General features: G+C 64.6%; 17 protein-coding genes and 3 pseudogenes. 14 read left to right on the top strand and 6 right to left on the bottom strand.

Features of this window, described 5'->3' with window-relative positions:
* Positions 1–13: 13 nt before the first annotated feature.
* The gene (locus XH85_RS39560) at positions 14–466 is read right to left on the bottom strand and encodes a VOC family protein (protein ID WP_128936267.1); all 453 of its coding nucleotides are present in this window, start codon (positions 464–466) and stop codon (positions 14–16) included.
* A pseudogene (locus XH85_RS39555) lies at positions 463–1,697 on the bottom strand (ABC transporter substrate-binding protein). The gene XH85_RS39560 and the pseudogene XH85_RS39555 overlap by 4 nt, the downstream one beginning before the upstream one ends.
* A gap of 55 nt (positions 1,698–1,752) precedes the next feature.
* Between XH85_RS39555 and XH85_RS39550 the strand changes: the two are divergent.
* From XH85_RS39550 to XH85_RS47110, 4 genes and pseudogenes are all read left to right on the top strand, one after another.
* Positions 1,753–2,670: pseudogene (locus XH85_RS39550) on the top strand (lactonase family protein); the annotation flags it as partial.
* 491 nt (positions 2,671–3,161) lie between these two features.
* Positions 3,162–3,323 carry a DUF2934 domain-containing protein gene (locus tag XH85_RS39545; protein ID WP_128936266.1) on the top strand — a complete coding sequence of 54 codons (162 nt, stop codon included), beginning with the start codon at positions 3,162–3,164 and terminating at the stop codon, positions 3,321–3,323.
* A gap of 410 nt (positions 3,324–3,733) precedes the next feature.
* On the top strand, positions 3,734–4,012 hold the full coding sequence (locus tag XH85_RS39535) for a DUF2934 domain-containing protein (protein WP_245473415.1): 279 nt from the start codon (positions 3,734–3,736) through the stop codon (positions 4,010–4,012).
* Between the two features lie 281 nt (positions 4,013–4,293).
* Positions 4,294–4,399, top strand: a pseudogene (locus XH85_RS47110) (NAD(P)-dependent oxidoreductase); the annotation flags it as partial.
* 65 nt (positions 4,400–4,464) lie between these two features.
* On the opposite strand, the gene XH85_RS39525 reads toward XH85_RS47110, so the two are convergent.
* The gene (locus XH85_RS39525; RefSeq protein WP_128936265.1) at positions 4,465–6,252 is read right to left on the bottom strand and encodes a peptide ABC transporter substrate-binding protein; all 1,788 of its coding nucleotides are present in this window, start codon (positions 6,250–6,252) and stop codon (positions 4,465–4,467) included.
* A 525-nt stretch (positions 6,253–6,777) separates the two neighbouring features.
* Here XH85_RS39525 and XH85_RS39520 point away from each other — a divergent pair.
* The 9 genes from XH85_RS39520 (at position 6,778) to XH85_RS39480 (ending at position 15,950) form a co-directional block, all read left to right on the top strand.
* Positions 6,778–7,560 carry a MetQ/NlpA family ABC transporter substrate-binding protein gene (locus XH85_RS39520; protein ID WP_128936264.1) on the top strand — a complete coding sequence of 261 codons (783 nt, stop codon included), beginning with the start codon at positions 6,778–6,780 and terminating at the stop codon, positions 7,558–7,560.
* 120 nt (positions 7,561–7,680) lie between these two features.
* Entirely contained in the window at positions 7,681–8,715 is a 1,035-nt protein-coding gene (locus tag XH85_RS39515; protein WP_128936263.1) for a putative FMN-dependent luciferase-like monooxygenase, read from the top strand.
* Between the two features lie 37 nt (positions 8,716–8,752).
* On the top strand, positions 8,753–9,370 hold the full coding sequence (locus XH85_RS39510) for a CMD domain protein (RefSeq protein WP_164940162.1): 618 nt from the start codon (positions 8,753–8,755) through the stop codon (positions 9,368–9,370).
* A gap of 12 nt (positions 9,371–9,382) precedes the next feature.
* Positions 9,383–9,967, top strand: a complete 585-nt coding sequence (locus tag XH85_RS39505; RefSeq protein WP_128936261.1) for an alkylhydroperoxidase domain protein — start codon at positions 9,383–9,385, stop codon at positions 9,965–9,967.
* A gap of 59 nt (positions 9,968–10,026) precedes the next feature.
* Positions 10,027–11,184: an ABC transporter substrate-binding protein gene (locus tag XH85_RS39500; protein WP_128936260.1), complete on the top strand. Its 1,158-nt coding sequence runs from the start codon at positions 10,027–10,029 to the stop codon at positions 11,182–11,184.
* A 53-nt stretch (positions 11,185–11,237) separates the two neighbouring features.
* Positions 11,238–13,061, top strand: a complete 1,824-nt coding sequence (locus XH85_RS39495; protein WP_128936259.1) for an ABC transporter permease — start codon at positions 11,238–11,240, stop codon at positions 13,059–13,061.
* Positions 13,061–13,909: an ABC transporter ATP-binding protein gene (locus XH85_RS39490; protein ID WP_164940148.1), complete on the top strand. Its 849-nt coding sequence runs from the start codon at positions 13,061–13,063 to the stop codon at positions 13,907–13,909. Before XH85_RS39495 ends, XH85_RS39490 begins: the two co-directional genes overlap by 1 nt.
* Positions 13,906–14,646, top strand: a complete 741-nt coding sequence (locus XH85_RS39485; RefSeq protein WP_128936257.1) for an ABC transporter ATP-binding protein — start codon at positions 13,906–13,908, stop codon at positions 14,644–14,646. The genes XH85_RS39490 and XH85_RS39485 overlap by 4 nt, the downstream gene beginning before the upstream one ends.
* Before the next feature lie 236 nt (positions 14,647–14,882).
* Positions 14,883–15,950: a HoxN/HupN/NixA family nickel/cobalt transporter gene (locus XH85_RS39480; protein WP_128936256.1), complete on the top strand. Its 1,068-nt coding sequence runs from the start codon at positions 14,883–14,885 to the stop codon at positions 15,948–15,950.
* A gap of 28 nt (positions 15,951–15,978) precedes the next feature.
* Here XH85_RS39480 and XH85_RS39475 read toward each other — a convergent pair whose 3' ends face one another.
* Both XH85_RS39475 and XH85_RS39470 read right to left on the bottom strand, forming a co-directional pair.
* Positions 15,979–17,493 carry a helicase HerA domain-containing protein gene (locus XH85_RS39475; RefSeq protein WP_128936255.1) on the bottom strand — a complete coding sequence of 505 codons (1,515 nt, stop codon included), beginning with the start codon at positions 17,491–17,493 and terminating at the stop codon, positions 15,979–15,981.
* 104 nt (positions 17,494–17,597) lie between these two features.
* Positions 17,598–18,416: a YkgJ family cysteine cluster protein gene (locus XH85_RS39470; protein WP_128936254.1), complete on the bottom strand. Its 819-nt coding sequence runs from the start codon at positions 18,414–18,416 to the stop codon at positions 17,598–17,600.
* A gap of 423 nt (positions 18,417–18,839) precedes the next feature.
* On the opposite strand from XH85_RS39470, the gene XH85_RS47520 reads away from it, so the two are divergent.
* A complete protein-coding gene (locus XH85_RS47520) occupies positions 18,840–18,974 on the top strand; it encodes a hypothetical protein (protein WP_276485141.1) in 135 nt (44 codons plus the stop codon).
* Positions 18,975–19,000: 26 nt separating this feature from the next.
* Here XH85_RS47520 and XH85_RS39465 read toward each other — a convergent pair whose 3' ends face one another.
* Entirely contained in the window at positions 19,001–20,065 is a 1,065-nt protein-coding gene (locus XH85_RS39465; RefSeq protein ID WP_128936253.1) for a ketopantoate reductase family protein, read from the bottom strand.
* Positions 20,066–20,567 lie beyond the last annotated feature (502 nt).

Below are 20,567 nucleotides of genomic sequence, written 5' to 3'. Positions count from 1 at the left end.
GGTGTCCACGGGCTCATCCCCCGAAGCCGTAGTAGTCGCGCACCGCCGGCTCGCGCAGCTTGCCCGGCTCGAAGACCTCGATGACGACGCCATCGGGCGCGCCGAGCATGAAATAGCCGCCACCTCCGCCCAGGCGGCGGATCGGATTGGGAATATGCAGGCTCGCGGCCTTCATGCGTTCGTACAGCTCGTCGATACCGACGACCTGCATGCCGAGATGGTGGACGGCGTTCTTGCCTCCGCCGCGCGGAAGCTGGTCGTAGAGGTGGATGGCGCCAATACCGACCTTGATGAAGACGTTCCGCGCACCCGCGACATCGCCATCCCACGTCACTTTTGCATCGAACCATGTCCTGTAGAAGTCGATGGTGGCATCGACGTTGGATGCAAACAGATGCACGTGCTGGAGGTGGTAGCGCTGCTTGGTGCCGTAGGGGTACTTCCATTCGTTTTCGGGCGTCGTCATTGTTGTCCTCGGATGTTGCAGTCGGATGTTTGATATCGCGTCAGTGCTTCAGTCGGCGGAATGGTCAGGTCTCGAGCCGGGATCGTGCGCAGAATCTTGTAGATGTCCCACTCCCCCTTGGACTCCTTGGGAGCCTTGACCTCGGCGAGATACATGTCGCGAACGACGCGGCCGTCCTGGCGGATCGTGGCGCCGTGGGTGAAGGCGCTCTCGATCGGCGTTGCGCGCATCTTCGCGATCACGTTGTTTGCGTCGTCCGATCCGGTTGCCTCGATCGCCTGCAGATAATGACGGACGGCCTCATAAACGCCGATCTGCATGAAGGTCGGCCGCTGGCCCTTGCGCCGGCCTGCGAACTTCTCCGACCAAGCGCGGGTCTGTTCGTTGAGATCCCAGTAGAACGGCGTCGTGAGGAACGTGCCTTGCGTCGCCTGGAGGCCAAGCGAGTGGACGTCGGTGAGCAGCAGCAGCATCGCGGCCATCTTCTGCCCGCCGGCGGTCAGGCCGAACTCCTCGGCCTGCTTGATGGTTGCGACCGTGTCGCCGGCGGCATTTGCGAGCCCCACGATGTCAGCCTTGGAAGCCTGCGCCTTCAAAGAAAGGACGCGAAATCGGTGGTGCCTTGCGGGTGCGCCGAGGCTCCCAGCACCTTGCCGCCATTGGCATCAACGACGGCGCTGGCGTCCTTCTGGAGCTGATGACCGAAAGCGTAGTCCGCGGTCACGAAGTACCAGCTCTTGCCGCCGCCCTCGACCACGGTCTTGGCCGTGCCGCGGGCGAGGGCATAGGTATCGAAGGTCCAGGCCACGCTGGTCGGCGCGCAGAACTGGTTGGTGAGCGCGGTCGTTCCGGGCGACGAGAACAGCATGACGCGCGACCGTGTCCGGGCGGCCTCCTGAACTGCCAGCGCGACGGCCGAGTTCGGAACGTCGGCGATGGCGTCGACGCCCTCCTGCTTGAACCATTTGCGGGCGATGCTGGCGCCGACGTCGGGCTTGAGCTGATGGTCCGCGAACACGATCTGGATGGGCTTGCCGGCGACGCGGTTGCCGAATTCCTCCGCAGCCAGTTGCGCCGCGACGACCGAGCCTTCGCCCGTGGCATCGGAGACGATGCCCGACATGTCGGTCAACACGCCGATCTTGACGACGTCGTCGGAGATCTGTGCGCAAGCAGGCGCGCTTGCGCCGATCGCCAGTCCTGCGACGAGCATCCCGAATACCAGCCTCATCCAGCGTTCCCCATCATGATTTGATGAAAGGGTCTGTGTCAGAGCCGGTTTCCTCGCCTTCGATCGGACACGCCGCTTCCTCTGCACGGTGCATGGCGATCTCAGCGACATCACGGCGATGGCGATCGATCGTGCAAGCGGCAAGCTTGCCGTCATCAACCGCCAGAGCACGGAAGGAAAGAACCCGGTCCACCTCGCGATCGACCCGAGCAACCGGTTTGTGGTGGTCGCCAACCACATCACCTCCACGCTTGCTCTGCTGTCCCGGCACGAGGATGGGGCGCTCGGCGCCGTGATCGATCTGGTCAAGCTGGAGGGCAAGATCGGGCCACATCGTGTTGAGCAGCCCTTCGCCAAGCCGCACCAAGTCGAGTTCGATCCGTCGGGAAAGTTCATCGTGGTGCCCGACAAGGGGCTCGACCTCGTCTTCACCTATAGGATCGACGCCGAACAAGGAAAGCTCGTGCTCGTCGGCAAGCCGGCGCGGGCGCGTGAAGGGGCAGGCCCGCGTCACGTGGCGTTTCATCCCGGCGGCCGACTCGCCTATGTCGTCAACGAGCTCGACTCGACCGTTACGTCCTATCATTTCGATCCTGCAACCGGCACGCTTGCGCCGTTTCAGATCGTGTCGGCGGTGCCTGATGCCTACACGGGAAATAGCCGGGCGGCAGAGATCGCGGTGTCGGCAGACGGACGTTTTGTCTATGCGTCAAATCGCGGCGACGACAGCATCGCAACGTTCGCGATCGAGCCGGCGAGCGGAAGGCTATCGCCCATTGGCTGGACGGCGACTGGCGGCAAGACGCCTCGGTTCTTTGCGCTGGCACTGTCGGACAAATTCCTGTTCGTGGCGAACGAGGACACTGACACGATCAAGCTGCTCAAGCGCGACCACACCAGCGGCGGCCTCGTTGATACAGAGCAGGCCATCCATGTTGGAAGTCCCGTTTGCATTCTCGTCAGGCCAGGTTGATCTGGAACTCATCTCAAATATTCAAGCCAGCCCGCGCAGCTTGGCTGCCCATGCAACCGAAGCTCAGCGCCTTGCTGGTCTCGGCTAGTCCAGACCGGCGTCACAAATTCGCCGGCTGAGGTAAGAGGTACGCGGCACGACCCGTGTCGGTCTTGAAGGGGCGGCGAAGGTGTACAGCCGGGAGAGATGTATCACGCTCCGACCCGCACCCAAGATCCAGACAAGCTTCTGGAGTTACTAGGGGATTTCCTTTTTGGAATGTGATGGCGGATCCCTCCCCCGCTACCGACGACTTCAAAGCGCATCATCGATCGACGTCTGGCCAAGTCCGCGCCGCGTAGCCGAGCTCGCGGGAGGAAAGGAACTCTTGCGCATGATCGAGGCTTGAATCCGCGGGCCAGCGTCGCCGCCGATTGCTGGTCTGCACGGCCCCGCCTCCAAGCCCCCATACTCCCCAAGGATGGGGCCGTGCTTTAGAGCAGGAGGTGCCCATGCCTGAGCCGACCGAGCAGGAGATCAGAGAGCGCGCGCACCGACTGTGGGAGCAAGCTGGCAAGCCCGAAGGTCGTGAGGACGAGTTTTGGCGCGCGGCCGAGCAGCAGTTGCGCAACGAGGATAAGTCGAACACCACGCGGACGCCGGATACGCTGTGACCCGCAAGAAATGCCCCTTCTGCCACGGTCTGGGATGGGTCTGCGAAAACCATCCGCTCCGGCCTTGGAGTGAGAAGTTGGGCGGCTGCCGGTGTGGTGAGGGGATGCCCTGCACCTGCAACACGACCGAAGATCCCGAAACAAGGGCAGTGATCGTCGAGGCGGATACGACGTGGCATTAAAGCATGATCCGGAAAAGTGCGAAGCGGTTTTCCGGAAAGATCATGCATAAACAGAAACCTGAAGCGCGATGACGATTCATCCAAATCTCATCGCGCTTGAGAACCGTCACGGCCGGCTCATTTCGAAATGGTGGTCTGCGTCTGCGCTGCACGCGGAACGGAACTCTTGAGAATGAATTGAGGCTCTAAGCAGCATGAGCTGTGGTGCGGGTCCGTTCGCAGGGCGCGGTGTTCACCGTGGACGAGCAGCAAAAGATAGAGCACCAGATCGAGCTCGCAACGCGAGCGGCGGTGCTCGCCAAGGACGAAACCACTGTCACGCGATTCAGGAGCTTTGCCGAGGAGCTGACGCAGAAGCTCCTCCGCATGATGCGCCGCGGCAAGGTGCGGGCTCGCGCCTACGAGCTCTGGGAGCAGGCCGGCCGTCCGGCCAACCGCGACTTGGACTTTTGGCTGGAGGCTGAGCGGCAGGTGGAAGAAGAGCGCGAACAAAGGAAAGGCTTTTGACCGAAATAACGACGATCGCCGCCGGCGGCACTGGCCGCAAGGCGCTTGCGCCGGCCGCCCTGCCATAGAAAAAAGCCGCCGAGGTCTTCACCCTGGCGGCTTCGAAAGTCCGTAGCTGTTGATCGCCTCCCCAGCCTCGTGCGTACCGCCGTTACCTTGTTTGCGGCCATGCCCGGTTGTTGTAGGCGAGGGCGGATGATTCTGCTGTGACGTGAATCACACAGTGGAGGGATAATGGGGTCCGGTGCAGGGGTGTTCATAAGGGCCTGCGATGGACCATTGAGCCGGCCGAGCTCGCCAGCGCCTATGTCATGCTCGCCGATCCGCTCTCGAGCTACATATCAGGGGCGGACCCTCGCCGTCACCGGCGGCAAGCCGTTTATCTGACCCGCAGCGTCAATGATCGCGTGAACAGTCGTGGAGAGCACGCTCCCCGTGATCGTGCTGCGGCGTCAGGTGCGATACCAGCTCGCTAAGTTCCACGTCGTGACGTCCCAGCCCGAGATGTCGACCATGAGGTTGTTGACGTTGGCGTTGACGACGTTGCGGGAGAGCAGCGGCAGGAAGACGTTGGCCTCGCAAAAGGTCTCGTCGACCTTGATCAGCAGTGCGGCGCGCTTGACCGGGTCGAGCTCGTTCTGCGCGGCCTTGTAGGCCTTGTCGGCTTCGGGATCGGAATAGCGGGAGATGTTGCGGCCGAGCCATTTGTTGTCCTTGCTGGCGATCTCCCAGGAGACGCACTGGTTCAAGAACCGCTCCGGATCGGGCTGCGGCTGCGTGGTGTTGTACATCTCCATGTCGGCGTAGAATTTCGAGTAGGTGTCGGGATTGCCCACATCCGAGGAGAAGAACACCGATGCAGTGACCGCTTTGATCTCGATCTCGATGCCGGCCTTCTCGCAGGCCTGCTTGATGATGGCCTGCGTCTTCTGGCGCGGGGCGTTGGTCGAGGTCTGGAAGACGTATTTGAGCTTCTTGCCGTCCTTCTCGCGGATGCCGTCCGCGCCCTTCTTCCAGCCGGCCTCGTCGAGGATCTTGTTGGCCTTGTCGATGCTGAACTCGTATTTGAGCTTGGGCGACTTGAACTGCTTGGGCGCGTTGACGAAGCTCGCGGTGGCGACACCGCCGCGGCCGTAGATGAATTTCTGGATCGAATCGCGGTCGAGCAGGAGGTTGATCGCGCGGCGCACGGCCGGATCGGACAGCGTCGGATGCTTGGTCTTGGCGTTCGAACGCTCGCCGTCGACCTCGGTCCACGGGTCGGTTGTGTTGAGGATGATGAACTCGACATTGCCGGACGGCGTGATGTCGAGCTTGCCCTTGCCGCTCGCCTCCATGCGCTTGAGGACCTCCTCCTCCACCTGCATGTTCCAGGCGAAGTCATACTCGCCGGTCTGCAGCACCGCGCGCGCCGCCGACACCGCATCGCCGCCACCCTTGATCTCGAGCGTGTCGAAATGCGGCTGGTTCTTGACGTGATAGTCGAGGTTGCGTTCGGCGCGGATCAGGTCGCCGGGCTTGAACTCGACGAATTTGTATGGGCCGGTGCCGACCGGCTTCAGATTGGCCGGTGCCTCGCGCGACTTGGCGCCGGTATAGTCGCCGAAATGATGCTTCGGCAGGATCTGGCCGACCGAGCCGACGAAGGGATCGGCCCAGAACGGCGTCGGCGCCTTGAAGATCACCTTGACGGTGTGGTCGTCGATCTTCTCGACCTTGATGTCCTTGTAGGATCCCGTGGTGTAGGCCGCAGTTGCGAGATCCGCGGCGTACTGCCAGGTGAAGACGACGTCGTCGGCGGTGAAGGGCTTGCCGTCGTGCCATTTGACGCCCTGCTTCAGCTTCCAGATCACGCTCGTGCCGTCGGCCGCAAGGCTGCCGTTCGCCTTGGTCGGGACCTCGGCGGCGAGGCAGGGGATCAAATTGCCCTCCTTGTCCCAGCCGGCGAGCGGCTCGAAGAAGACGCGCGAGGCCATCTGGTCCTTGGTGCCGATCGCGAAATGTGGGTTGAGCAGGGTCGGGGCCTGCCAGAACAGGAGCCTGAGCGGACCGCCGCCGCCGGCCTTGGCCGGCTTGTACGGCAACGTGGCGTCCGCCATCGCCACATCGTTCCAGACCAGGATCTGGCTCGCGATCGGCGCTGCGATTCCGATCGCAGCCACCTTTTGGATGAACGAGCGTCGCGACAGCGTGCCTTGCTTCACTTCCGCGACCAGATTGCGGATTTCGTTCTCGTTCATCGGATGACCTCCACCTCGAAGACAAATCGTCGCCAGCAGCCATCATGTTGCATCATGCACAAGGCGGCAATGCCGGCAAGGCCGCAAGGCCCTGCGACGAAATGACGATGTGGAGCACCCCTGCGGGCGACGACCCGGATCGCCGCCCGAGAGCAGGCGGCGATCCAGTGCGAACTTACGTGAACTTGGGGAAGTTCTAAGGCCGCGCCGAAACGCTAACCCGGTCACTGCTGGCGCATCAAGTTTCGTGATGTTGCCCCAGTCGGAGATTCATTGCAGCCGCCAGGAAATTGCCACACATGACCCCTGGAGCGCTGGCCTTAGCGGATGCTGACAACACCAATCGCCAGCACCGTGACGCGCCTCTGCGGAAGGCGCCGTCGCCGTGATTTCGTTTCCTGTTTGGTGCCGAATGGAGAAAGTGCGCCCGCCACGACCTGCCAATATGGATTTCAATTTCATTGATTTCGCGCGGCAGAGAAGCGAATACGGTTCCATCATTGCCGAAGACCTACGGAGACCAAGATGTCGTTTCGCCTTCCCCTGATCCTCGCGACCGTGCTTGCCGCTTGGTCGGCCGCAGCCACCGCCGAGACCATCAAGATCGGCGTGACGCCGGGACCGCACGCGCAGATCCTGGAAGCGGTGAAGCCGATCGCCGCCAAGCAGGGCCTCGACATCCAGCTGATCGAGTTCTCCGACTATGTCGTGCCGAACGCGGCGCTCGATGCCGGCGAGATTCAGGCCAATTCATTCCAGAACCAGCCTTACCTGGACAACCAGAAGGCCGACCGCGGCTACAAGATCGAGGCCGTCGCGCTCACCGTGAACTTCCCGATCGGCGTGTATTCGAAGAAGCACAAGGCCTTCGCCGAGATTCCCGACGGCGGCAAGGTCTCGATCCCCAACGATCCGACCAACGGTGGTCGCGTGCTGCTGCTGCTGCGCGACAAGGGCGTGATCAAGCTGAAGGAGGGCACCGGCTTCAAGCCGACGGTGCTCGATATCACCGAGAATCCCAAGAAGCTGAAATTCATCGAGGTCGATGCGGCGCAGGCGCCGCGCGCGCTCGACGATGTCGACGCTGCCGCGATCAACACCAATTATGCAACTCAGGCGGGACTCGATCCCGTCAAGGATCCGATCCTGCGCGAGGACCCGAAGGGGCCCTATGTCAACCTGATCGCCGTTCGCAGCGCGGACAAGGACAAGCCCTGGGTCAAGACCCTCATCGACAGCTACCACACCCCCGAGGTCAAGGAGTTCGTCCTGACCAAGTTCAAGGGCGCGGTGCTGCCGAGCTGGTAGGCAGTCTGCCCAGGCTTCAGCGCAGGGGCGATGCCGACGGGCAGCCCTGCGCAATGCCCGCTTGTCTGGAGCCGCGGCAACCGACATCATCGGGGCCCATCCTCGCCCGGCAGGGGTCGTATGAAACGCTTTGCAAACCTGAAACGACTGGGATTTTTCACGCGGCTGCTCGACGAGGCTCCCCCGGCCGAGCGATATCGCTTCGCGGCCGAGCAGATCGTGCGCGCGGAAAAGGCGGGGCTCGATTCCGCCTGGATCGCGCAGCATCATTTCCACGAGCGCGAAGGCGGCCTGCCGTCGCCCTTCGCCTTCCTCGGCTACGTCGCCGCGCAGACCTCGCGCATCCGCCTCGGCACCGGCATCGTCACCTTACCGCTCGAGAGCGCCGTGAGAGTGGCGGAGGATGCCGCGGTGCTCGATCTGCTCTGCAATGGCCGTTTCGAGCTCGGCGTCGGCACTGGCGGCAACCCGTCGGCCTTCGCCGCCTTCGGTCTCGATAGCGCGCAGCGCAACGAGATCTTTGCCCGGAATCTCGACGTCGTCCGCACCGCGCTGGCCGGCAAGCCGCTTGATGGTGGCGACACGCTCTATCCGCAGCGACCGGAATTGGACAAGCGCATCTGGCAGGCGACATTCTCGGTCGCGGGCGGTGCCCGTGCCGGCAAGGCCGGCGATGGCTTGCTGCTGTCGCGCACCCAGCCGCGGACCAAGGAGGCGCCGCGTGCAACACTGTCTGAGATCCAGAATCCGATCATCGACGCCTATCTGGAAGCTCTGCCACCAGGACGCGAGCCGCGCATCATGGCCTCGCGCAGCGTCTTTGTCGCCGACGACCGCACTGAGGCGATGCGCCTTGCCGACATCGGACTGCGGCGCGCGCTGCCGCAATTCCTCAAGGGCGGCCACGCCAAGCCCGGCGAGACGCTGGAGGAGATGATCACCGCGTTCGACACCCATGTCGGCGCGGCCGACGACGTCATCACCTCGCTCCGCACCGATGCCACGTTGGAACGGGTGACCGATCTGGTGTTCCAGGCGCATTCGGTCGATGCGCCGCATCCCTATATCCTACGCTCGATCGAGCTGGTCGCGGACAAGGTCGCGCCGGCGCTGGGCTGGACTCGGACGGCGCCTGGGGTGGCATTGGCGGGCTAACCCGAACGAACAGGATGGCGTTGCACGAGGCTGAATGATGGCAACAAAAGATATCATCGACACGCTCGCCGGGATCGAACCGGGATCGGCCCTGGATGCCATCCGCGCACGCCGCCTTCAGGCGCGCGAGAATGCCCAGAAGAGCTATCTTTCACTATTCGAGCCGATCGACGCGAGCGAGTTCTCGCTTGTAGAGCGAGCCGCGATCGCGGCTTTCGTGACCGGGCTCCATGGCGAGTCTCCCGTCGCTGCCTTCTATCGCGAGAAGCTTGCGGCGAATGCGGATGGAGCGGCGCTCGTCGCGGCGATCCAGCTGGAGATCGAGCGCGGCCAGACCTCGGGCCCGTATGGCGCCTTTCCGGCTGGCCCGTTGTCGATCGAGAACAAGGCCGGCCTGATCTACCGCGTGAGCGCGGAGCGTAAGCGTGATCTCGGCACCCGGCTTGTTGCGGCGTTCGAGCATGCGCATCTCCTGGTATTCCGTCCCCGCGATGCCGCCTCCGCCGACATGAAGGCGCTGCTCGCCGCCGGCTGGTCGAGCACTGGCATCGTCACCTTCTCCCAGCTCGTTGCGTTCCTGTCGTTCCAGGTGCGCGTCGTCACTGGTCTGCGCGTGCTCGGCGCTTCGCTCGGGCGCACCGCGGCCGGCGCGTAAGGAGATCGCATCATGAGTGCTGCAAACAATGTCAATCCGCCCGTCGTCTTTACCCAGGACGAGCTCGGCTGGGTGTCGTGGATCGATCCGCTGCCCGAGGCCGAATTGACCGAGCGGCATTTCGCCGGCCTCGTCGATCGCGCCCGCGCCAAGTCGGAATATTTCCGCCTGCTGGTGCGCGATCCCGAGGTGCTGGAAGCCCGCACCAAGACCGACAAGGACATCTTCTACAACGTCGCCGACGGCCTGCCGCGCGCCGAGCGAGAGCTCGCGGCGGCAGCAACCTCGCGCTACAACGGCTGCATCTATTGCGCCTCCGTGCATGCGCGCTTCGCCAGCACTTACTCCAAGCGTCGCGACGACGTGCAGCGTCTGCTCGACGAAGGCGTCAAGGCCGATCTCGGCGAGCGCTGGAATGCCGTCGTCAAGGCGTCGGTGGCGCTGGCCGCAACGCCGATCGCGTTCGGCCCCGATAATGTCGAGGAGCTGCGCCGCGCCGGTCTCGACGATGCCGAGATCGTCGACGTCATCAATGGCGCGTCGTTCTTCAACTGGGCCAACCGGCTGATGCTGTCGCTCGGCGAGCCCTCGAAATAGGCAGTCGCAGCGGCATAGAAATTGCTGCTTGTTTCAACACTGAATGGATGGAGCCGTGCATGAGCAACATCGATCGTCGGTCCCTGGTCAAGGGCTCGCTCGCCGCCATGATGGCAGGAGCCGCCTTCTCGCGCGCGGCCTTCGCGCAATCTTCCGAGCCGATCCTGCTCGGCGTCAGCGGTCCCTTGACCGGCCCGAACGCGCAATATGGCGCGCAGTGGAAGCAGGGCTTTGATCTCGCGCTCGACGAGATCATGGCTGCCGGCGGCATCAACGGCCGCAAGCTCGCCTACCAATTCGAGGACAGCCAGAGCGATCCGCGCCAGTCGGTGGCGATCGCCCAGAAGTTCGTCTCCGATGCCCGCATCGTCATGGAGCTCGGCGACTTCTCGAGTCCCGCCTCGATGGCGGCCTCGCCGATCTATCAGCGCGGCGGCCTCGTTCAGTTCGGCTTCACCAATTCGCACCCCGATTTCACCAAGGGCGGCGACTTCATGTGGAGCACGTCCGTGAGCCAGGCCGACGAGCAGCCGCTCCTGGCGTCCTACGCCGTCAGGCGCCTCGGCCTGAAGAAGCTCGCGGTGCTGCACCTCAACACCGATTGGGGCCGCACCAGCCGTGACCATTTCGTCAAGGCGGCCAAGGAATACGGCGCCGAGATCGCGGTGACCGAAGGCTACATCGCGGAGGAGCGCGATTTTCGCTCCACCCTGGTGCGCGTGCGCGATGCCAATCCGGACGGGCTGATCCTGATCTCCTATTATTCCGACGGCGCGCTGATCGCCCGTCAGGCGCGCCAGGTCGGCCTGAAGCAGACCATCTGCGCGGCGAGCTCGGTCTACTCGCCGAAATTCCTGGAGCTCGGCGGCGAGGCGGTCGAGGACGTTCATCTCGGCACGCGCTATTTCCCCCAAGACCCGCGGCCCGAGGTGAAGAAATTCATCACGGGCTTCAAGGCGAAATATGGTGGGCAGGAGCCTGACGCCTTCAACGCCTATTCCTATGACGCGATGAACATGGCCGCTGCCGTCCTCAAGATCGGCGGCACCGACCGCCGCGCCATCCGCGACGCTTTCGCCAAGGTCAAGGACGTCTCCAGCGTCATCTTCGGCTCGGCGACGTTCGACGTCGAGAGCCGTCGCGTCAAAGGCGCCATGAACGCCGAGCTCGTCGTGCGCAAGGGTCAGTTCGCGCTCTGGGACGGCAAGCCGACCTGACACGATGGCCGGAGCATCCGCTCCGGCCGCTTCTCTCAACTTGGGACCTTCGCGTGGCTTCCTGGCTCGACTACACGATCAACGGACTGATCGTCGGCAATGTCTATGCCCTCGTTGCGGTCGGGCTCGCGCTGATCTTCGGCGTCAGCCGGTTGATCAACTTTGCCCAGGGCTCGATCTATCTCGTCGGCGCCTATATCGGCTGGGTCGCGGTGGTGCAGCTGCATACACCGCTGCTGCTCACCATCATCGTGGTCGCGGTCGCCGCCGCGATCGTCGGGTTGATCATCGAGCGGTTCGGCCTCCGTCCGCTGCAGAACTCGGTGCGTATCGCGCCGCTCTTGGCGACGATCGGCATCAGTTTCGTGCTCGATCAGCTGGTGATGCTGACCTTCTCGCCCAATCCGCGCGCGTTGCCGAGCCAATTGCCGGACGTCCGCTTCCAGGTCGGCAACGGCACGATCGGGCCGCTTGATCTGCTCATTGCCAGCGTTGGCATCGCCAGCGCGCTGCTGCTGTTCGTGTTCCTGCGCTATACCAAGCTCGGCTGGGCGGTGCGTGCCACCGCGCAGGACCGTGACGCCGCGATGCAGATGGGCGTCGACGTCAACCGGGTCAATCAGGCCGTGTTCGGCATTGCGGCAGCGCTCGGCGGTGTCTCCGGCATGCTGGTCGGCATGTACTACAACCAGATCGACACCGCGATGAGCCTTCAGGCCACGCTCAAGGGCGTCGTTGCCGAAGTCGTCGGCGGCGCCGGCAACGTGCCGGGCGCGGTGGTCGGCAGCCTGCTGCTCGGATTGGTCGAAAGCTACGGCGTCGCCGTGTTCGGCACCAGCTACCGCAACCTGTTCGCCTTTCTGCTGCTGGTCGTCGTGCTCGTGCTGCGGCCGAACGGCCTGTTTGCGAGTGCCCGGCAGGCGCCGCCGGAGCCGCTCACCGGCACTTTCATCGCGCCGAGCCGCCCGGTGCGCATTCCGCGCTGGGCCTTGCTGGTCGCCGTCGGTGGGTTCGCGATCCTGCCGCTGTTCCCGGTGTCCTTCTACGTGCTCCAGACCCTGATCAACGCCTGGCTCCTCGGCATGCTCGCGCTCAGCCTCACGCTGGTTGCGGGCACAGTGGGCCAGGTCTCGCTCGGCCATGCCGCGCTGCTGGCGATCGGCGCCTACACCGCCGCGCTGCTGTCGCTGGCTTTCTCCGTTCCGGTCGGCCTCGCCATCATCGGCGGCGGCCTGATGAGCGCAGCGCTCGGCACGCTCCTGATCTCGCCGTCGTTCCGTTTGCGCGGGCATTACGTGTCGATCGCAACGCTTGCCATCGGCGAGATCGTGTCGCTGGTGATCCTGAACTGGGAGAGCGTCACGCGCGGCCCGATCGGCATCTCCGGCATCCCGCCGCTGTCGCTGTTCGGCTACGACCTGATCAGCCCGGCGTCGGTCTACTGGTTCAGCCTTGCGGTGATGGTCGTGCTGGCGCTGCTTCAGGGCCGCCTGCTTGCCTCGCATCTCGGCCGCAGTTTTCGTGCCATCCGCGACGACGACATCGCCGGGCGTGCCTATGGCCTCAGCCTCAACCGTTACAAGTCGCTGGCCTTCATCTTCGGCGGGTTCGCTGCCGGTGTCAGCGGCGGCATCGCCGCGCATCTCTATTCCTACATCAACCACGAGACCTTCAACACGCAGCAGTCGATCCTGGCGCTGACCGTCGTCATCCTCGGCGGCCTCGGCAACGTCGTCGGCGCAATTCTCGGATCGGTGGCGCTGGTCGGCCTGCCGGAAGTCTTCCGGATCGCGGCGGAGTATCGCATCCTGATCTACGGCATCGTGCTCTTGCTGCTCGTGCGGTTCAGGCCGCAGGGCCTGTTGGGGACGATCTGATGTCCGAGCAGCACATCCCCATGTTGTCCCTGCGCGGGCTGACGCGCCGCTTCGGCGGTCTCACCGCGGTCGATGCCATCGATCTCGACCTCGCCAGGGGCGAGCTGATCAGCATCATCGGCCCGAACGGCGCCGGCAAGACGACGCTGTTCAATCTCGTGACCGGTCTCGACCGGCCCGATGCCGGTACTGTCAGCTTCGCAAGGCAGGACATCACGGGTCTGTCGCCGGAACGGCTCGCAGGCCAGGGCATTGCGCGCACCTTCCAGCTCGGCCGCGTCTTCGGCAATCTCAGCGTCATGGACAACGTCCTGATCGGCGCGCACACGCGGTTGCGCGCAGTGAAGCCGGCCGTGCCGGTGATCGGCCCGCTGCTGGAATTGGGGCTGGCGCTGCTGCGTCCTGCGAGTGTCAGAGACGAGGAGGAGCGGCTGCGCGAAGAGGTGAAAGCCATTCTCGCCCGCTTCGGCGAACGGCTGCTGCCGCGGATCGACCAGCCCGCCTATAGCCTCTCCTACGCCAACCGCCGCCGCGTCGAGATTGCACGTGCGCTGGCGCTGAAGCCGCGCCTGTTGCTGCTGGACGAGCCGACCGCCGGCATGAACCCGACCGAGACCGCGGAGATGCAGGCCCTCGTTGCCGAGCTGAAGGCGGAGGGGCTGACCATCCTCCTGATCGAGCACAAGCTGGAAATGGTGATGCGGCTGTCCGACCGCGTCATCGTCATGGACGAGGGCAAGAAGATCGCGGAAGGGCCGGGCGAGGTGGTGCGGAGCGATCCCAAGGTGATCGAGGCCTATCTCGGCCACGGCCTCTCAGGAGCGGCGGAGCAGGAGAGTGCGGCATGACGAACCTTTCTCCCGCACCGCTGCTGGCGCTGTCTGATGTCAACACCTTCTATGGCCAGGCCCAGGTGCATTTCGACCTGTCGATATCGGTCGCGCGCGGCCACATCGTCTGCCTGCTCGGCGGCAATGCCAGCGGCAAGTCGACGACGATGAAGATCATCCTTGGCCTGGTGAAACCGCGCTCGGGCGAGGTGACGTTCGACGGTGCATCGCTGATCGGGCTGACCACGCCGCAGATCGTCCGCCGCGGCATCGCCTCGGTGCCGGAGGCGCGGCGGCTGTTCGCGGACATGAGCGTCCGCGAGAACATCTTGATGGGCGCCTTCGTGCGCAATGATCGCGATGTCGTGGCCCAGGATCTCGACAGGATGCTCACGCTGTTCCCAAAGCTCGGCCAGCGGCTGTCGCAGCGCGCCGGCTCGCTCTCCGGCGGCGAGCAGCAGATGGTGGCGATGGCGCGCGCGCTGATGAGCCGTCCCCGCTTGATCGTGATGGACGAGCCGACCATGGGCCTGTCGCCGCTCTATGTCGACCGCGTGCTGGAGCTGATCCGCACCATCAATCAGGACGGCGTCTCGGTGTTCATGGTCGAGCAGAATGCCAGCCTCGCGCTCGAGATCGCGCATGAAGCCTATGTGCTCCAGACCGGCAGGATCGTGCTCTCCGGCCCGGCGCGGACACTGAAAGACGATCCCCGCATCCGCGACGCCTATCTCGGCGGCTCGGAAGCTGCGTAGGGCGAGCTTGATCTCATGGTTCGAGACGCCCGCTATTGCGGGCTCCTCACCATGAGGGTCCACGGCTTTGTCGCAAAATAAGACCTCATCCTGAGGGCCCGCGCGAGCGGGCGTCTCGAACGATGGCCGCAAGCACCGCTGCAAATCCGTGCCGCCCCTCCGGGATTGCACTGGTCAGTATGACCATCTTATGAAAAAATCATACCGCTGGCGCGACGGGGCGTGCAACGGACGGAATGATTGTCGTGACGAGATGGTCTTTGCGGGCGGTCGAGCCCGGAGCGGCGCTGTTGTTCGGCGCGCTCATTGCCGCCAACATCGCCGCGTGGGCGTGGGCCTTTGCGCGTTTCGGCGACCGGCCGACGGTGATGGCGACCGCGCTGCTGGCCTGGGTCTTCGGCCTCCGCCACGCCGTCGATGCCGACCACATCGCCGCCATCGACAACGTCGTCCGCAAGCTGATGCAGGCGGGCGGCGCGCCGCGCAGCGTCGGCCTCTATTTCGCGCTAGGCCATTCCACCGTCGTCGTGGTCGCGACCATGCTGCTCGCGCTCGGCGTGGTGAGCCTTGGCGGCGACAGCCTGCTCAAGGAGATCGGCGGCTTGATCGGCACGTCAGTGTCGGCGCTGTTCCTGCTGGTAATCGCGGCCATCAACCTCGCCATCTTCGCCGGCCTGTGGCGGACGTTTCGCGCGGCGCGAGAGCACGGCGTTCACGACGCCGCAGGCCTCGATGCGCCGCTCGCCAATCACGGCGTCCTGGCGCGCCTGCTCGGGCCGATGTTCCGCCTGGTGACAAAGCCGGGGCATATGTACCCGCTCGGGTTCCTGTTCGGGCTTGGTTTCGATACCGCGACCGAGATCGGCCTGCTCAGCATTTCCGCCAGTGAAGCCGCGCGCGGTTCGTCGCTCGCCGATGTCCTGGTCTTTCCGGCGCTGTTTGCATCAGGCATGGCGCTCGTCGACACCGCAGACTCCGCATTGATGGTGAGCGCCTATCGCTGGGCCTTCGTCGATCCCCTGCGAAAACTCTGGTACAACCTCACGATCACCGGGGCCTCGGTCGCGGTGGCGCTCTTCATCGGCGGCATCGAGGCGCTCGGCCTGATCAGCGATCGGCTCGATCTCTCCGGCGGCGTGTGGGCGGTGGTCGAGGGCCTCAACGAGTCGCTGGCCAATGTCGGCTTCGTCGTGATCGCGCTGTTCGCGGTCGCCTGGCTCGTCTCGGTCATACTCTATCGCCGCATGTTCGCGGATGATGCGCCGGGTGCGGCCCGCGGCTTCGATGCGACCGAGGCGGCGTAGGTGAGGAGACGCCCCTGAATCCGCGGGCTCAGAGCGCGGCCGCGCTCTGCGCGGGCTCCATCGGCAAATCATCGCCATTGGGATCGCCCGGCGCCGTCGCCCAGGCCAGCTCCACCAGCGTCACGATCCGGCGGCCGCCGCCGTCGAGCTGGCAGACGATCAGGCCCTGCTCCTCCATATAGCTGAGCAGCCGCTGCGCGCGGCGCAGCGAGTGCGAGCCATAGGCGCGGGCGATCGCGGCATCGCCGGGACACGGCCAGCCCTCCTTCGCCGCGCGCGCGATCATCATGAACACGCCCTGCATGTCGTCGGGCAGGATCGAGGCGCGCAGCGAGACGTCCTGCCAGGCGTCATCGTCGGCGAGATCAGTGCCGAGCCCGGCCCGCGCATGCGTCAGCATGCGGCGGAATTCGTTGAGATCAGGCACGGCCGCGCCGAGCCCCTCGATGCGGCAGCGGACCACGAACTCCTGATAGAGCACGCCGATGGCGCGGAAGCCGGCGTCGGGCTCGGCCAGCACGGCACGAAGGGTACGATCCACGCGCTCGCGCCGCTCAGCGAGCTCTTCGGCGCTGACCGGCAGCTCGATCGGTTCCGCGCGCGCTTCGGGCGCGGCGGCCGCCTTTGCGGCGCGCAGCTGCTCGAGCAGATCCGGCGCGGGCCGGCGCTGCGGGCGGCTGGCATCGGGCGGCGGCGCCGCCAGGATCACGGCGCGCGCATCTTCCAGCGTCGCTTCCGGCAGCGGCATCAGCCGCGGTGTGGAATTGCGCGGGCTCGTGTCGGTCGGGCCGATGTTCAAGCGCAGGGGGCGGCGCGACAGCGCAGGTCCCAGTGCCATGAACTGTCCGCGCTCGAGATCGCGAAAAGCTTCGGCCTGCCGCCGCTCCATGCCGAGCAGGTCGGCGGCGCGCGCCATGTCGATGTCGAGAAAGGTCCGGCCCATCAGGAAGTTGGAGGCTTCCGCTGCGACATTCTTGGCGAGCTTCGCCAAACGCTGGGTTGCGATGATGCCGGCGAGCCCGCGCTTGCGGCCGCGGCACATCAGATTGGTCATGGCGCCGAGCGACAGTTTTCGCGCCTCGTCCGAGACTTCGCCCGCAACCGCCGGCGCAAACAGCTGCGCCTCGTCGACGACCACCAGCATCGGGTACCAATGATCGCGGTCGACGTCGAACATCCCGCCGAGGAACGCCGCGGCGCGCCGCATCTGGTTCTCGGCGTCGAGCCCTTCGAGATTAAGCACGGTGGAGACGCGATGCAGCCGCGCGCGCTCGCCGGCGACCTGAAGGCCGCGCTCGGTGTGATCCTCGGCTTCGATCACCAGATGGCCGAAGCGCTCGGCCAGCGTGACAAAGTCACCTTCGGGGTCGATGATGGCCTGCTGCACCCAGGGCGCGCTCTGTTCCAGGAGCCGTCGCAAGAGATGCGATTTGCCGGAGCCCGAATTGCCCTGCACCAGGAGGCGGGTCGCCAGCAGTTCCTCGAGGTCCATGGCCGCCGCGGCACCCGCCGTGGTCTGCCCCATCTCGATCGCAACCGTCATGTCCCCGACTCAAGTCCCGTCATTCGCGGACAGGGGCTTATCAACCCGGCCGGGGCGCGTCGAGCGCTACCGCGCGAATCAGGCCGTGTTGCCCACGGCGGAGTTCAGGCGTGATGCGACAGCTGTAGAAGCACAGGCCGATAGGGCGGTTGCGGATCGTCGTCCTCGTTCTCAGGAATGACGCAGGATCCGAATTCCTGCCTGATCCGTTCGATCTCGGCTATGCGCTCATGCAGCCGCTGCAAATGCTCGGGCGACGTCGCCCGCCAGAACCGGAAGGTGTCGGCGGTGAGCGGCAGGAATGCGGTGCCGAACAGCGTCGGATCGGGAACGACGGTGCGTCCCAGCAGCAGGAACCGCGCGGTGCCGGACACGACGAGGGTCGCATAGCCGCGGTTTCCGATCCGCCTGATCCCGTTCAGCGACCATTCGGCAAGCTTGCTGAAATAAGGCTCCTCGCGCCAGCGATCGGGACAATCATCGTCGACCGTGACGTTGACGGCGTCCTGGCTGAAATGCACCACGATGCCCGACGTCGCCGGAAACCAGTCGTCATCGAGATGGCCCTGCAGCCAGGCACAGACGAACGACCGGCACATTTGCGGGCGGCGATCGTAGATGGTGCATCCCGTGCCCGCCTGCCAATGTTTGCAGAGCTGGTTCACCGGCTTGTCGACGCCGGCCACTTCGAGGATATCGCAGCAGGCGTTGCACGAGCCGCATTGCCGAACCGGGCGCGCCGCCTTCGGCAGGCCGGTCGCGCGAAAGCCCTGGCCGTCGCGCACCAGCAGCTTCTGCTTCTCCAGTGCGGTCAACGCGCGCTCGATCTTGAGACGGGACAGTCCGGTGGCGTCGATCACGCTCTTCATCGTCGTCGCGCCTGCCTCGACCGCGCGGACGACGCTCAGCATCGCCTGATCCATTGTTGTTGTTCTTGTTCTCTTGGCCGTGCATTGCGATCATGCCGGAACAACGGACCGGCAAACAGGTCATAGACACCTGACCTAAAAAGATATGTTGCTCACCTCTCTGCCGGCTGGGCAAGCAGTCGGACCCGTTCTGCGCGCATGCAACGTTTGCGCGAATGAAGGGCCTGCACGTGAGGGAAGCCCGTTCGCGTCGAATCGGCTCGCTTTGCTCGCGAAGCGCCGGGATATGACGGGCGGCATGCCGTGGTCTCACGCAGTCGTGATATCAGTGGACCGCGCGTAGGTGCGATGCGAGGGCGACGACCCGGCCGTGCGTCCGATGTGCGACGACCGTCGTTGAGTTTGCGCCACACTGGGAACAGTGCGGTACGCCGAATCTGCAGTGAGCGCTGGTTCAGATCGTCACGGCGGCGCGGCATGGTGACGTTGGGCGCAACGCTCGGCGCCGGCGCCCGCCGTCTCGGACATTTCGACCTGGTCACGCGCACCGGTGCAGTCACGCTGGTCGCCATGACCGGCGTGATCCGGATTCAATCGCTCTGGAGCGCGTGAGGGCTGACGTTGCTGGAAACGGCGCGCTACTGCGCGCCCGCTCCGCCCTGCACGATCTTCTCGTTCAGCTTCTGGTCGACGGTGTCGACGGTGCGGTCGATCTCGGCATTGGGCACACCGAGCTGATGCGAGATCAGCTTCACCAATAGGTCGACGCGCTCGATGAAGGGCGCTCCGCTCGCGACCGCACGGGCGGCCGATGACGGCTTGAGCAGGCTTTCGGCGGCCTTGGCATATTTCGCGAACGGCACCTGATCCTGCGGATCGGCGCCGAGGCGGCGGGCGATCGCGTCGACATGGTCGTAGATCGTCTGCGAGCGCTTGAGATCGCCGTGCACCGCGTCGCGGATCGACTGCGGCTCATTGGGCGTGATGCAGCGGTAATTGCCGGTCAGCAGCATCGACCATTTCGCCAGTGGCACGAACAACGAGTCGAACACCTTCAGCTTCACTGGCACGTCGTGGCCGTCGAGTGTCACCGCGTCGATGTCGGCTTCGAGCTCGCGCAGCAGCTTGTTGTGCTTCTCGTCTGCGAACACCGATGCCTTGAAGTTTGTGGGCAGGCCGACATGGAGCACGTTCGCCGCCTCTTCCGGCGGACGGAACGCCTGCGGGTCGGGCGAGCACAGCGTCACCAGCCCCGGCTCGAATCGCTCCCACACCTGCGCATTGGTGTAGGCCTCCTCGAGATCCATGTCCGCGAGCGCCGGAATCCGCTTCAGATAGGGCAGCGGCGGCATGTTCATGATCGACAGGCACGGCAGCTTCGCCGCGGCGATCTTGACCATGAGAACGCGCACCGTGTGGTTGGTGTATTGCGGCTCCTGCATCGCCAGGCCAACCAGGTCGTAACGGGAGAGGTCGACATTGGCCGGTGTCACGGCGTCGAGCTTGCCGGGCAGGTCGCGCGAGAAGATCGCGCGGTGCACTGCCTCGTCGCGCAACTTGATGCGCACCTCGGTACCGTCCCGGTTGATCAGCTCCGCGGTCTTGGCGCGGCAGACCAGGGTCACGTTATGACCCGCCATCAGCAGCTTCGTGCCCAGCAGCGAGCCGTAGGAAGCCCCAAGAATCAAAATGTTACGCGCCATGTTTCGTCCCTCAGTGCGGTCATGTGATTTTGGGCCTCGGCCGTGGTCCGAGGGCGGGTTGGCCGCATGTAAAGCGAAGTGCGCGAGGATGGCAACTGGGATAATGCATACAAAGGCGGCTGATATTCCCGCTTCGTTCGCATTTTGACGAGGAGCTCAACAGGATCGTGCCGCGGCAAGGCTCGCAAACGTCAGGACGGCAAGGCACGGCCGCTTCGGTCACAACGCCGAGAATCTCGATTTAAAGAATTCGGCAAAATCGTATCGCTCTTCCGGCTCGCGGGAGAGGCAAACAGCTGGAGCGGCGCGTCGCGCGGCGGTTTGCGACGATCAGATGACAATCCGCCGGATCTGCCGCTGAAATCGCGATTGCCTCCTCTGTCATCAAGCCCCTCTATATTTTAGGCGCCCGTCACAACAAAAAACTACAAACCGGGGACCGCAAAAATGCCAGAATGGCGCGGGGCGCAGACCAAGTGTCAGCAAGGGAGCTGAGCTGTGA

The organism is Bradyrhizobium zhanjiangense (genome assembly GCF_004114935.1).
GTDB classification, from domain to species: Bacteria; Pseudomonadota; Alphaproteobacteria; order Rhizobiales; family Xanthobacteraceae; genus Bradyrhizobium; species Bradyrhizobium zhanjiangense.
This window is presented reverse-complemented; position numbering and strand designations above follow the sequence as displayed.